The sequence below is a fragment of the Floridaenema aerugineum BLCC-F46 genome, assembly GCF_041929345.1.
Classification (GTDB): Bacteria; Cyanobacteriota; Cyanobacteriia; order Cyanobacteriales; family Aerosakkonemataceae; genus Floridanema; species Floridanema aerugineum.
Genome location: NZ_JBHFNQ010000227.1, coordinates 43,573 through 56,431 on the forward strand (window position 1 = coordinate 43,573; position 12,859 = coordinate 56,431).

Annotated in this window: 13 protein-coding genes and 1 pseudogene; 4 read left to right on the top strand and 10 right to left on the bottom strand. The window is 41.9% G+C overall.

Going from position 1 to position 12,859, the window contains the following annotated elements; translation table 11 throughout:
- Positions 1–36: 36 nt before the first annotated feature.
- From psbV to ACE1CC_RS31995, 8 genes are all read right to left on the bottom strand, one after another.
- Positions 37–528 carry a photosystem II cytochrome c-550 gene (gene psbV / locus ACE1CC_RS31960; RefSeq protein ID WP_413274473.1) on the bottom strand — a complete coding sequence of 164 codons (492 nt, stop codon included), beginning with the start codon at positions 526–528 and terminating at the stop codon, positions 37–39.
- Positions 529–649: 121 nt separating this feature from the next.
- Positions 650–937 (bottom strand): hypothetical protein, encoded by a 288-nt coding sequence (locus ACE1CC_RS31965; protein ID WP_413274474.1) that lies wholly within the window; start codon positions 935–937, stop codon positions 650–652.
- A 240-nt stretch (positions 938–1,177) separates the two neighbouring features.
- Positions 1,178–2,119, bottom strand: coding sequence for an acetyl-CoA carboxylase, carboxyltransferase subunit beta (gene accD, locus ACE1CC_RS31970; RefSeq protein ID WP_413274475.1), 942 nt, complete (start codon positions 2,117–2,119; stop codon positions 1,178–1,180).
- Positions 2,120–2,600: 481 nt separating this feature from the next.
- Entirely contained in the window at positions 2,601–3,422 is an 822-nt protein-coding gene (locus tag ACE1CC_RS31975; RefSeq protein ID WP_413274476.1) for a prepilin peptidase, read from the bottom strand.
- Between the two features lie 401 nt (positions 3,423–3,823).
- Positions 3,824–4,087 carry a hypothetical protein gene (locus ACE1CC_RS31980; RefSeq protein WP_413274477.1) on the bottom strand — a complete coding sequence of 88 codons (264 nt, stop codon included), beginning with the start codon at positions 4,085–4,087 and terminating at the stop codon, positions 3,824–3,826.
- Between the two features lie 79 nt (positions 4,088–4,166).
- Complete coding sequence (gene leuB, locus ACE1CC_RS31985) at positions 4,167–5,267, bottom strand: 3-isopropylmalate dehydrogenase (protein ID WP_413274478.1); 1,101 nt, start codon at positions 5,265–5,267, stop codon at positions 4,167–4,169.
- A 42-nt stretch (positions 5,268–5,309) separates the two neighbouring features.
- A complete protein-coding gene (locus ACE1CC_RS31990) occupies positions 5,310–5,729 on the bottom strand; it encodes a GFA family protein (protein WP_413274479.1) in 420 nt (139 codons plus the stop codon).
- 285 nt (positions 5,730–6,014) lie between these two features.
- Entirely contained in the window at positions 6,015–6,257 is a 243-nt protein-coding gene (locus ACE1CC_RS31995) for a hypothetical protein (RefSeq protein ID WP_413274480.1), read from the bottom strand.
- A 280-nt stretch (positions 6,258–6,537) separates the two neighbouring features.
- Between ACE1CC_RS31995 and ACE1CC_RS32000 the strand changes: the two genes are divergently transcribed.
- The 3 genes from ACE1CC_RS32000 to ACE1CC_RS32010 all read left to right on the top strand — a co-directional run bounded on the left by ACE1CC_RS32000 (position 6,538) and on the right by ACE1CC_RS32010 (position 8,671).
- Entirely contained in the window at positions 6,538–6,888 is a 351-nt protein-coding gene (locus tag ACE1CC_RS32000) for a DUF952 domain-containing protein (protein WP_413274481.1), read from the top strand.
- A 20-nt stretch (positions 6,889–6,908) separates the two neighbouring features.
- Positions 6,909–8,069 carry an NAD(P)/FAD-dependent oxidoreductase gene (locus ACE1CC_RS32005; protein ID WP_413274482.1) on the top strand — a complete coding sequence of 387 codons (1,161 nt, stop codon included), beginning with the start codon at positions 6,909–6,911 and terminating at the stop codon, positions 8,067–8,069.
- Positions 8,070–8,323: 254 nt separating this feature from the next.
- Complete coding sequence (locus ACE1CC_RS32010) at positions 8,324–8,671, top strand: S-layer protein (RefSeq protein ID WP_413274483.1); 348 nt, start codon at positions 8,324–8,326, stop codon at positions 8,669–8,671.
- A 218-nt stretch (positions 8,672–8,889) separates the two neighbouring features.
- Here ACE1CC_RS32010 and ACE1CC_RS32015 read toward each other — a convergent pair whose 3' ends face one another.
- On the bottom strand, positions 8,890–10,671 hold the full coding sequence (locus tag ACE1CC_RS32015; protein ID WP_413274484.1) for an iron uptake porin: 1,782 nt from the start codon (positions 10,669–10,671) through the stop codon (positions 8,890–8,892).
- 180 nt (positions 10,672–10,851) lie between these two features.
- Between ACE1CC_RS32015 and ACE1CC_RS32020 the strand changes: the two genes are divergently transcribed.
- The gene (locus tag ACE1CC_RS32020) at positions 10,852–12,492 is read left to right on the top strand and encodes a serine/threonine protein kinase (RefSeq protein WP_413274485.1); all 1,641 of its coding nucleotides are present in this window, start codon (positions 10,852–10,854) and stop codon (positions 12,490–12,492) included.
- Between the two features lie 91 nt (positions 12,493–12,583).
- Here ACE1CC_RS32020 and ACE1CC_RS36995 read toward each other — a convergent pair.
- Positions 12,584–12,721: pseudogene (locus tag ACE1CC_RS36995) on the bottom strand (carboxymuconolactone decarboxylase family protein); the annotation flags it as partial.
- Positions 12,722–12,859: the final 138 nt, after the last annotated feature.

Below are 12,859 nucleotides of genomic sequence, written 5' to 3' on the forward strand. Positions count from 1 at the left end.
TTTGATTTTGGTTTTTTGCTCTAACGGAAAGCGGCTTTAGTAATAGATTTTGCCACCGCCCCATTTAACGCCGACAATTTTTGGTTGAATTAGAATGTGACCAGCGATCGCTTTGAGATCCTCATCTGTAAGATCTCGCATTTCTGAGAAAATGTCACTACTCTTCTTACTTGGGTGAATTTCTGCGATCGAAAATTCCCCATCGTAGCTGGTGGGATCTTTCATATAATCCACCAAACTTTCGATATTGTTACGGGGTGGGGTTGCCAAAGCCAGGGCTTCTGGTTCTAGACCTACGTTCGGGTCAGTTTTGGTAATTCCCCCATTGTGACATTGAGAGCAGACCGCATTAAACAGGCGTTTGCCTTTCTCTACCTGTTTCGGGGTCAGTACTATCGTATCGCCCTGTGCATTCTTAGCCACAGTGCGGGTTTCTACATCGAGTTCAGTGGCAAAAGCACTACCCACCATCATTTGAAAGGTGAAGATCAGGGTAGCCACAGCAAGCCAGAAGTATCTTTTTAGCATTGTTCTCCCAAAACAATAAGGCGAGCGTGATTGTAGTTTTCTTTAAGGACTCAATCTCAGTGAACTCTGGCAAAACTGTATTGCCTCAACAGTTGAACACAGAAGCTCAGCATACCAATTCTTAGGGTTTACTAGATGGATCTGGCTCAGCAGGTGTCCCAGGAGCAACATCACCGGGCAAAGAATCTGTATTCTGGTTTTCCGAGAATAAATCTTCCTGCTGGTTAGTGCCTGAGCCTTGACTATGAGCCATAATTTCGGAAATGATTGCCTTCGCATCCTCCAGAGCTAATCGAGTCTGGGGGTTTTTGTAAGGAATGCCTAATCGATCGCAAATTTGCAACACTTCTGTAACAGATGTGTCGTAGTCGGCTGCGATTTCGGCTATCGAAAGATTAGCAAAACCCATACTGGTTTTTTACAAAAGATTGAGTCTCTCTCATAATGATGCCACTGAGCGGCACCTTTTCTAAGGCAGAATTAAAAAGTTCTAGGACTTACGCACTCTGTTGCCCAAACCCAGATCCCCCCTAGCCCCCCTTACCCAAGGGGGGAATTTCGATGAGCCCCCTTGGGTAAGGGGGTCGGGGGATCGCCAGTTGCTTTGCCCTTCTTTTCCTTAGAGCCGGAAAGCCTTTCTAGAGAGGTTTTACTCTGGACTAGAGACTGGTGCGTAACGTTCTGTACCGACGTTTATCACTCCTGAACGGGTGACGTGATGGGTGGTTAGTTGGGGACGGTGGAGGCGGATTAGTTGGGCTAGAGTGGATTTGAGGTTGGTTCTAGGGACGATCGCATCTACGAAACCGTGCTGTAACAAATACTCAGAGGTTTGGAAACCTTCTGGTAATTTTTCTCTTAAGGTTTGCTCGATCACTCTTTTACCTGCAAAGCCGATCGTCGCTTTTGGTTCTGCCAGAATAATATCCCCTAGCATGGCAAAACTGGCAGTTACGCCTCCGGTTGTTGGGTGAGTTAATACTGGAATGTAAAGCAGTTTCGCTTCTCTATGACGTTCTAGGGCTCCTGAGATTTTCGCCATCTGCATTAAGCTCAACATTCCTTCTTGCATTCTGGCTCCACCAGAGGCACAAATGATGATTACGGGTAGGCGTTCGAGTGTACCTCTTTCAATTAAACGGGTCAGTTTTTCACCGACTACTGAACCCATACTGCCACCCATAAACCGGAAGTCCATTACTCCCAAGGCGACTCTTTCGCCTTCGAGTAGTCCCACTCCAGTATTGACTGCATCGACTAAACTCGTTTTTTCTTGGGTGTCTCGCAGTCGATCGCGGTATGATTTGCGATCGCGAAATTGCAGCGGATCTGTAGGATGTACTCCCTCATCCATCGGTATCCAAGTATTATGATCTATCAACTGACGGATGCGTTCATTGCTGTAAATTCTGATGTGATGACCACAGTCCCGACAAACCATCTGATTAGCTCTCAGGTCTTTGGTATAAGCCACTACACCACAAGCTTCACACTTTGTCCATAGTCCGTCGGCAATTTCTCTTTCTTGCCGTTCTCGACTAATGGGGCTGTTCGATTTCTTCCGATTTGCAAACCAATCAAATAGAGACATGAAAATAGTTTTTTTTAACTAAGTCAGAATATCATCACTTTAAACTGCTTTGGAAACTCGATCTTAGATGGATAAACATCCATTTTTTTCTGCTTCAACCAAGGAAGGGAGGATTCTGAGCCGGTTTTTTCCTGCCTTATTTTTCGGCATTTAGCAATTCTAACACAACCTCTAGGCAAAATCAGCAGATTTTAGTATATTTGATGCTAATGCCAGTAGCAAATCACACTTATTATGTGATATAAGTTACATTTGAACAGCACAAAAGTCACATTGTTTCCTTGCTAGTAATCACGCTACTAGAAATCTGCGTCAAAGTAGAATATATTTCATAGTTACCATTGGGAGACTATAAACAGATGAAGATTTACGACAAGTGCTTAAAGCCGAATCCATTTACTACTTATCGTGACCCCAAGACAGGTAAATGGGTCGTGGTGATACATAATAATGTTCCCAGTCAACAAAGCCAAGCTAGTTCTTAGCTCAAGGGAAAAAATACTTTTAAATAGGTTGTTAAAATTAATTCGCCTAAGAAAACAGTTATTGCTGCCCCCAATGCCAAGAAAGGACCAAAGGGCATAGCTTGTCGTCGGCTTAGTAAGCCAAGAGCGATCGCTCCTCCACCCACAAACGATCCAATTAAGCAAGCCAAAAACCCAGCTAACAATAAATACTTCCAACCTAACCAAGCTCCCATCATAGCGGCTAATTTCGCATCTCCACCCCCCATTGCGGCTTGTCCAAAGATCATTGAACCTACAATAATAATCACATCAAATATCCAAATTCCTAAAACCGCGCCTACTATACCTGCCATTAACTGATTGATTCCTTGAGTTAAGTTAGAATTGGGCAAAAAACCGAGTAAAAATTGAAACAATAAACCAATAATTAAACCTGATTGAGTTAGGGAATTGGGCAAAGTCATGGTATCTAAATCAATTAAAGCTAGGGCTAATAACCAGCATAAAAATGCCCAATAAGCAAGAGTTTGTAAGGAAAAACCGAACTGCCAAAAAACTAACAAAAATAAGATTCCGGTAGCAGTTTCTACTAAAGGATAGCGGGGAGAAATTTGGCTGCGACAATAGCGACAGCGCCCCCGCAACCATAACCAACCAAAAACCGGAACGTTATCATAAACTTTTAATTGATTTAAGCATTTAGGGCAGCGAGAAGGTGGATAAAGTAAGGATAATTCTGCTGGTATTCGGTAGATGACTACATTGAGGAAACTACCAAAACATGAACCTAAGAAAAACACAAATATATAGAGAGATAGTTCTATTAAAATATCCACTTTTCATTCTCCCTGTAAGTTGGAAATTTGCGATCTAATTAAGGTTGTTGCTACTTCCTGATTTCCCAGCTTTTTACTTGTTTTTCTATCACGCTGCACTAGAGATTGCCATAGTTACTATAATATTTCTTTAAGGTAAGAATTTATTGTTAATAACAAATGTATAAAATATATAAAATCACTAAACTTTGTTTGCAAACTTTTATTACTAAATTTAGTAGTATAGGTCGCATTGAGATATTAAGCTGAAGCCGGGAACAATTTATTTTGGCAAATAAAAAATACTAAGGCTATAAGTTAAGTAAAACTTTGGGTAAATTTGGCTCCAGGCAACTACTGACACTGATTTATTCACACTTAGATATCTAAGTTATAGTTTTAACAATGAATCAATCAGTAAGTTAATATAACTCTGATTCAATCTCATTAAATGGCACAAAACATTCTGTGGGGAGGAGAACGAATTTCTGAGAAAAAATCAGCTTACCTCGATAATTATTGCGATTAATTACCACACCCAAAGGACGCTGTGAAACGTTAGGATGTACTTCGTAGTAGAGGCGATAAATATTACGAGCAGCTTTCAGTATACCTGGGTCAGCTAAAGTCGGAACATTTGCTGAACTGATGTTAACTTCTATTTGTTGTTTTCCAGGTTTTAGCACAGTTTTATCCCGTTTTTTATTGAACTTGTTAAGTGCTGCGGCAGCTGAGATTAATAGCTGCCAATTAACACAAAGAAGATTAAGATTGGAGGTTTTCTAGTTCTGTCAGTAGGACATCTCCCATAGCTCGACAGCCCAAAAGTTGCATTCCTTCTGACATAATATCGCCAGTGCGATAACCTTTGTCGAGGACTTGTAATACCGCCTGTTCAATGCGATCGGCAGCGAGGGGTTGATCGAGTCCATAACGCAGCATCATAGCGGCGCTAAGCACCTGTGCTAAAGGATTTGCCTTATCTTGACCAGCAATGTCAGGGGCAGATCCGTGGACTGGTTCAAACACTCCGGGGCCGATCGCACCTAAACTGGCAGAAGGTAACATACCAATACTACCTGTTAACATAGCTGCTGCATCAGAAAGAATGTCGCCAAATAAATTTCCGGTAACAATTGTGTCGAATTGTTTAGGGGCGCGAACTAACTGCATGGCAGCATTGTCTACATAAAGATGGGATAATTCCACATCGGGATATTCTGGGGCTAATTGGGTAATTCGATCGCGCCACAATTGCGAAACTTCTAACACATTTGCTTTATCTACCGAGCAAAGTTTACCACTACGTTTTTGAGCAGTTTCAAAGGCAACTCTACCGATGCGATCGATCTCGCTTTCAGTATAAGCCATTGTATTTACACCGCGTTTTTCCCCAGTTTCAGTCGGAAAAATTCCTTTCGGTTGACCGAAATAAATTCCCCCAGTTAGTTCTCTCACCACCATAATATCCACACCTTCCACCACTTCTTTTTTTAATGTGGAAGCATCAATTAATTGGGGTAAAATTTTCGCAGGTCGCAAATTAGCAAACAACCCTAATCCCGCCCTTAATCCTAAAAGTCCCCGTTCGGGACGTTGCTGCGAAGGTAAATTATCCCACTTCCAACCCCCAATAGCGGCAAGTAAAACGGCATCACTGTTGCGACAAATTTCTAATGTAGAGGGCGGTAACGGATCGCCTGTATCATCAATAGCAGCACCGCCAATTTTTGCTTGTTGAAATTCAAAGGTGATATCTAATTGCTGACCTACTGCTTTTAATACATCTACTGTAACCGCCATTATTTCCGGGCCTATCCCGTCACCAGGTAAAAGCGTAATCCGGTATTTTTGTGATTGTACCATGAGTGTTTCGAGTCTAAAATCGCAGAATATTTATTTTGACATTTAACTGTTACCTGTTTCCGAGTTTTTTCGCAGTTTATTTATATTTTGTTCCCAATTTGCCCCATCGAAAGGAACAATGCGAAACCGCGATCCGACATTTTCATCCAAACAATGCACATTTACATCTATGCCATCGGGGTGCGATCGGGGTATATAAAAAGAATGTATCCCACAAATTCGGCAAAACAGATGTTTCGCTACTCCCGTATTAAAAGTATAAGTCGTTAAAGTATCTTCCCCCTGCAACAGCGTAAACTGTTCCTTGGGAACTATTAAATGCAAAAAACCCTTCTTTTTACAGATTGAACAATTACAATCAGTTGCTTCGTGTTCATCCACCACCACCTGAAAACGCACCGCGCCACAGTGACACCCACCTTGATAGGTAACAGTTTCTCCTTCTCCTGCTTCTGCTGTCATAAAGAAATACTCCTAACCTTCGCGATCTGCTTTCTAGTTTAGCTTTTTAGCAGCCTAAAGCATTCAGACGATCCTCTACTTGAAGAAAGGAAACAGTGCTTGAAGCTTGCGTTACTCGTTGAAAGAAGAATCTCCCTTTACAGGGTAGGGTTAATTCATGAATTACCCCTACCCTGTAAAGGGAGAGTGTCAATAATTAATCTTTACTTTACATCTGTGTTCATCTGTGTTCATCTGTGGATATCTGTGGTAAAAAAATCCCACATTTCGCACTTTCCCATAAATCTAATGATTATTCACTTCGCTACCATTGCCATTAGGGGTATTGTGATTTTCAATTAACTTTAGTAACTCATCTAATGTCTTCTCAAAATCAGCTTCTAATTGTTTTCTTATTGGTTGTAAATCTTCGGCAAATGGTTGATTATTTACTTCTCTACTAAAAGCATCCAATAAATTTTTAATTGCTTGCAATCTGGCAGCTAGAGACTTTATCCTTTGCCATTTCTCTTCGGAAAACCCACTCATAATTAATCAAACATACCCTCTACAAGTGCGAAAAATAAAAAACATGAATAGGACTTACGCTTTACCCTAAAAAAATAGGTGGCAACCGTTAACTGCTTACCGGAACTCTTATTTAGTAAACAGGTAACAGCACTGCGTTTTTTGCGTAAGTCCCAATGAGGTGTCGGTATTCATTGCTTTTCTTTTTTATTGTTTCGCACTAAGGTTATGTATAATTTATATTCAGGTTAAGCTTAGTTGATCCCTTAGAAAAACACTACTTAAGATGGAGGACAGTTAGTTGAGCATTATTTTACACATTACGCAAGAATCCCAATGGGAACAGGCGAAACTTACGGGAATTTACTATAACAATACATTGGATTCAGAAGGTTTTATCCATTGTTCAACTATACAACAAGTTGAAAGAACTGCTAACAAATTTTTTGCTAATCAAACTGGATTAGTTTTACTTTGTATTGATTCAGAGAAAGTGCAACCAGAGATTAAATATGAAGCGGTGGGTGAGGAAAAGTTTCCGCATATTTATGGGGCGTTAAATACTGATGCTGTAATTGATGCGATCGCATTTCCCCCAGATAGCAACGGCAACTTTAAATTACCTCCAGAACTTGCTAAATTTAATGTTTAACTCATCAGTAAACTGGGCAAATGAAAACATACGATTGGATTGTCGTCGGCGGTGGAATTACAGGTGCAGCATTAGGTTACGAACTTGCAAAAGTAGGCTTTTCTGTGCTACTTTTAGAGAAAGATGTTAATCCACAAAATGCTACTCGTTATAGTTATGGAGGTTTAGCATATTGGTCAGGAACAACGGAACTAACTCGGCAACTTTGCAGCGAAGGAATCGCCAAACATCGCATTTTATCTGAAGAGTTAGAAACTGATACAGAGTTTCGGGAATTAGACCTAATTTTAACAATTGATGCCACTGAAGATCCCGAAAAAATTGCCTCTGCTTACAGTCATTTTGCCATTCCCCCAAAACTACTAAATACCAAAGAAGCTTGTGAAGTCGAACCTTTATTAAATCCTGACTCTATCAATGGGGTTTTAACAGTTAAACATGGACATATTAACCCAGAATTAACCGCCCAAGGTTACACTCAAGCTATGATTCGCTTAGGGGGAGAAATCCAAATAGCTGAAGTTTTGGGATTCCTTCAGGAAAAGCAGCGAATTTTGGGAGTAAAAACGGCAAATGAAACTTACCAAAGTGCGAATGTTGTAGTTTGTGCTGGGGGAGTTAGTCGCAGTTTACTAAAAGCTGCGGGAATCAACATTAGATTGTATTTTACTCATGCTGAATTAATTGAAATTCCTCCGGGTGATGTCGAGTTAAAAACATTAGTTATGCCAGCACAACTAAAACGGTTTCAACTAGAAGCAGAGTCTACCAAATCTGAAGTAGAACATCTTTGGGAACAATCAGAAACAGAGATAGTTTCTTATATTTTAGATCCGGGTGCGATTCAATTTAAAAATGGCAGAATTATCATCGGACAAATTAGCCGGACATTGAGCGATCGCCATGCTAAAATCGATCGGACAACCAGCGAAACCGATCTACGTACTCAAGTAGGAAAAATCCTGCCCAAATTGGCAAACTTACCAGGAAACTGGCATCATTGTTTAGTAGCATTTAGTCATAACCGTTTACCTGTTGTTGGGGAAATTCCCAATTTTACAGGCATTCACGTTTTCTCCGGTTTTAGTAATCCTTTAGTGTTTGTTCCCCCATTAGCAAAACGTTTTGCTAAGGCACAAATTGAAGAGGATTCTATTATTAATCAACTAAAAGTATCGTAAAAAACTGAAACTAAAACCGATCGGGATTAATCAGACTAAGGCTAAAAACCGGGTTGAGATCTTGCACCTAGAGGCGGAGCCTGGAGTTTCTCGTTCCCCGGTTCAACCAGGGAACGAGGTGAAAGGAGGTTCTACCTCCATTGCTGCAAGATCTGAGTATAGCCTGATTTTGTCAATACGTAAGTCCACAAGGATTCCCAAACCCCAAACCCCAGTCCCTAGTCCCTAGTCCCTAGTCCCCAGTCCCTAAAACCATGAAAACCTTAAAAATCACAACTTCCGCCCTGTTGACTTCCCTGAGTTTAGCACTACCCGCCCTAGCCCAAACTAGCGCACCTCAAACCACAGCGCAAGTTAGTGAAGAACAAGTAATTAATGCTTGTGTTCAAGGTAGACCAGAAACTTTGCCCATTCCCTTTCGAGACTTATCACCAAATGATTGGGCATTTAAAGCTGTGATGAACTTATATTACTGTGGTGCGATCGGTCCTCACACCCCACCCGAAGCAATTGAAACAATTAGAAATAATCAAAGACGCAGAGTACAAACAACTACTCCCAACTATCAAAATAATCCCACCCAACCAAACATTTCCTTCTAAAAAAGTTCGTTGTGAGGACTTCAGTCCTTCCCAGAATAGAAGACTAAAGTCTTCACAACAAACGATCGGGATTTACGCACTAACTCTAAATATGTTGGAATGGTGCGTTACATTAGCATTAACGCACCCTACGGAATTAGAATGGTGCGTTACATCAGCATTAACGCACCCTACGGAATTAGGCTTTGCATAAGTCCTGACGATTATGAACTTAGACTTTAAAAGCGGAATTGGGTTTGTAAGTTGCCCACAAAAACCGTCGGGTTATCATCGAAATTGTTGATATTCCCAATCACATATAAAGATGGCACAATGCTAATATTGGTGCTCAGGGGAAAAAAGTAAGTTGCACCAATTTCGTATTGAGTTCCGCCATTACCACCGCCAGCAACTAAAAATCTCCGACCTTCCAAAACATCAAATGGAATGACAAAAGTTAGAGTTGCTAAAGCACCTTTTTTCGCTAAGTCAGGAAAAGCTAAACCAGCTTGGATATTTTGAGCATTAATATTCCCATCAGAGAGTGTTGGGTTAATCGGATCGATGTTAGTAATGGAATAGTAGTAACGTCCAAAAATCCCAAAACCTTTGGTAATTAACCAATCAAAATTTACCCCAAAAGTATCAGCAGTAGCATCATGAACTCTGCCACCAAAACCATCATCAGCTACTCCTAAAATTGGCTGGACAGCAATTTGTCCGCGAAAGTTTCTCGCTAAATTAGAACGTTGATAAAGCAGACGAATATTAGCCGTTGATGTTGGTTTAAAAGTCAACTCAGCCGTGATAGTATCTGCACCGTTAAATAAGCCTCGGTTGGGATCGGCAGCGGGACGTACACCAGGAATAAACTCAATATTTTCGACTAAATATCCGGTGCGAAATTCAAAGTTTTTCGAGATATTCCACTCGACAACTGCACCAGCACCCCGCTTGGTAGAAGTAAGAGTAGTGCTGTTAATTGCGTTGAAATTATTAGCACCTGTAGTAGGCAGAGTGAAAGGATTAAAATCAAAGTGAAGATACCAGTTAATTCTTGGCCCAAAAGTAACTCGTAGGTTGTTAGCGACAGGGAAACTATAGTACAATTCACCCAGGACAACTTCATTGGCAAATACACCAGCAGTTTGATCGAAAAATGGTGTACCAGCAGTGTTATATAAACCCGCAGAAAGTAATTGGTTGATTGGTGAATCACCATTTCCAGCTACTAATTTAGTGACTAAAGAATCTCTGCCACTAAAAGAAGTATTGAAGGTTAACCATGCTAATCCACTTAAGGTAGTATTGGGACTAGTTGCTCTTCTAACCATTGGGCGACCATTCTCGCGCATGGCGTTAGCTGGTGGGCCACTAAAACCTTCAACTTTGACATTATCTCCAGCGATCGAAGCTGTGGTAACATTAAAAGCAACAAAACCACGAAGTTTAGTAGTAGTAGAAAATTGATTTGCTTCTACTTCATTAACTCTGGCTTCTAAAGCATCTACACGACCGCGCAAAGTTGCTAATTCCGAGGCAAATTCTTCTTGTAATCTTTGCAAACGATCTAAATCTTCACGACTAACACCTTGAGGTAAAGCAGCAATTAATTCTTGAATTCGATCCAAACAACTATTTAATCCAGCGGCGAATTCATAACGAGTCAATGCTCGATTACCACGATAAGTTCGATCGGGATAACCTTCAATACAACCGTAACGTTCCACCAAAGATTGTAATGCTTGAAAAGCCCAGTCTGTGGGTTGAACATCGCGCAATTGAGAAACGGATGTTACTTGATCTATTTCGGAAAAATCTAGGGAATCAGTTGCAGTTTGGCTGAGATCGTCAATGGTAGTAGTGTCTCCTAAATCAGAGGCTTGAGCAATGACGATCGCCTCTTCACCCCTATCTTTTCCATTTTCCCCCACCTCGGCGGCGAAGGCACCCCAAGACATTAACCCGCTAGCAACCAAAATCGTGGGACTAACTAAGCAATGCCACAAAAATTTACTCATTTCTCCTCACACCAAAAAAAGCTAGTAAAACATAAGATACTAACAAACCTAGATATACCTAATAGTAAATTTCAGCCAAAAACTGTTTTATCTGATACTGGCATAATACTGACCGGGCAATTGCCCAAGAGTAGCTTATGATGGAAAGCTGGCATACTTTGAAGTTGCGTCAGTGCTTCCATGAACATCACTGCTGGTAAAGTCCTACAAAATGGCAAGTACGTCCTGGATAATGCTATTGGTCAGGGAGGATTTGGCATTACCTACAAAGCTACCCACAACTATCTAGGACAGACAGTTGTCATCAAAACCTTGAACGAAGAACTGCGCCGAGAAGGGTATTTCGAGCGATTTGAGCAACAATTTGTTGCCGAAGCCCAAAGACTTGCCAGATGTCTGCACCCCAACATTGTGCGAGTGCTAGACTTTTTTGAGGAAGATGGGAGGTCTTTCATTGTCATGGATTATATTCCAGGCTTGACCCTAGCCGAATTAGTTGCCCCAGGAAAGCCTTTAGGAGAAGCACAAGCGATCCACTACATCCGTCAAATTGGTTCAGCTTTAAAGGTAGTTCACGAAAATGGGTTACTGCACCGAGATGTCAAACCCCAAAATATTATTCGGCGCGAAGGGACTCAAACCGTCATCTTGATCGATTTTGGCATTGCCCGTGAGTTTACCCCTGGAGTTACCCAAACTCATACAGGCGTATTGTCAGCCGGATATGCACCTATAGAACAATATTTACCACAAGCCCGTCGAAGTCCAGCTACAGATGTTTATGCGTTAGCCGCCACGCTTTATTTTTTGCTGACAGGACAACCACCAGTAGCATCTGCATTGCGCGATCGCATTTCTCTTCCTCATCCTAGCCAACTCAACCCCAACATTAACCGCCAAACCGAACAAGCAATTTTGCGGGGGATGGAAATGGAAGCCGCCAAACGCCCATCAAGCGTAGAAAATTGGTTATCCCTACTGCCAGACACAGAAACGGAAAATCCTGAGCTAAATAGCGTCACCGAAACTATTATGCCCGTTAGTGCGATCGGCAACTGGGCTCGCCCCCAAGTCAACATTTCCCCCATCTTCCAAAATCCTAAATTCAAATCATTAGCTATTACCGCATCGATCGCCGCCTTAGTCGGAATGACAATCGGTTTAGCCCTCCGCTTCAGCAATGGCGGAACCATCATCCAGCGCCCACAGTCCTTCCCCCCCACCCAAAATTGGCCCACCGCAGAACCTACGATTACACCCACCCCCGAACCAGAAGCAACCCCAGAAAACCCTCAACCTAAAAACTCACAACCTAGAAGAAATTCAAATTCATCAACTAGAAGAAACACACAACAAACACCTATAGTCGAAGCACAACCCACCCCACAACGCCCTCGCCGCCGAGTCCGTTCTGAACAGCCCAAAGAGCAGCCTTTACGCAGCTACCGCCAAACCACACCCCCACCCCAAACCACCACAGAAACCCCCAACTCCAACCCACCAGAAGCAACAACGATCGATTCCAACTCCTCTCCCAATTCCAACACCTTAACCACCCCAGAAACAAATTCCCCACCCCAAACCCAACCCACACCAACTACCAATTCCGTAACTACAAATAATCAAAATCAATCGCAAACCGAACCTTCTCTATCTCCAGCCGTCCAAATAATGCCCCCTATCCCCGCCACTGAGGACACGGGGACGCAAAGACGCAAAGAGGCAAAGACACAGGAAACACAGGAAACGCAGGAAACACAGGGAACACAGGAAACGCAGGGAACACAGGGAACACAGGAAGGTGGAGACACGAAGTTGTGAAGAGGCTGTTGACACGATTGTTGCTAAAGTCGAACCTAAAAGCCTTCTTCCTTTCTGCCCTGGAGCCTTCTTGTACTAGCTCGAATGCTACCTAGACTGTCACCGTAGGCTTTGACCAAACATAAGGTTGAAACGGTTTGTCGAGGGGCGTTCTGGCAATATGATTCGTGTAATTGTGCATGATCTTAATTGCAATGCCAAGGATGACTTCCAGCACTTGCTGTTGGGTATTGTAAAACTTCACTTAATTTGTAGTCATTTATAAGCTAAAATAGTTAACAATTATTTTACTTTAACCCTCAAGAATCAATGACCTGAGTTATCAGGGTGAAATGTCCCGGGACTCTAAGCAACCACTAGTACCATT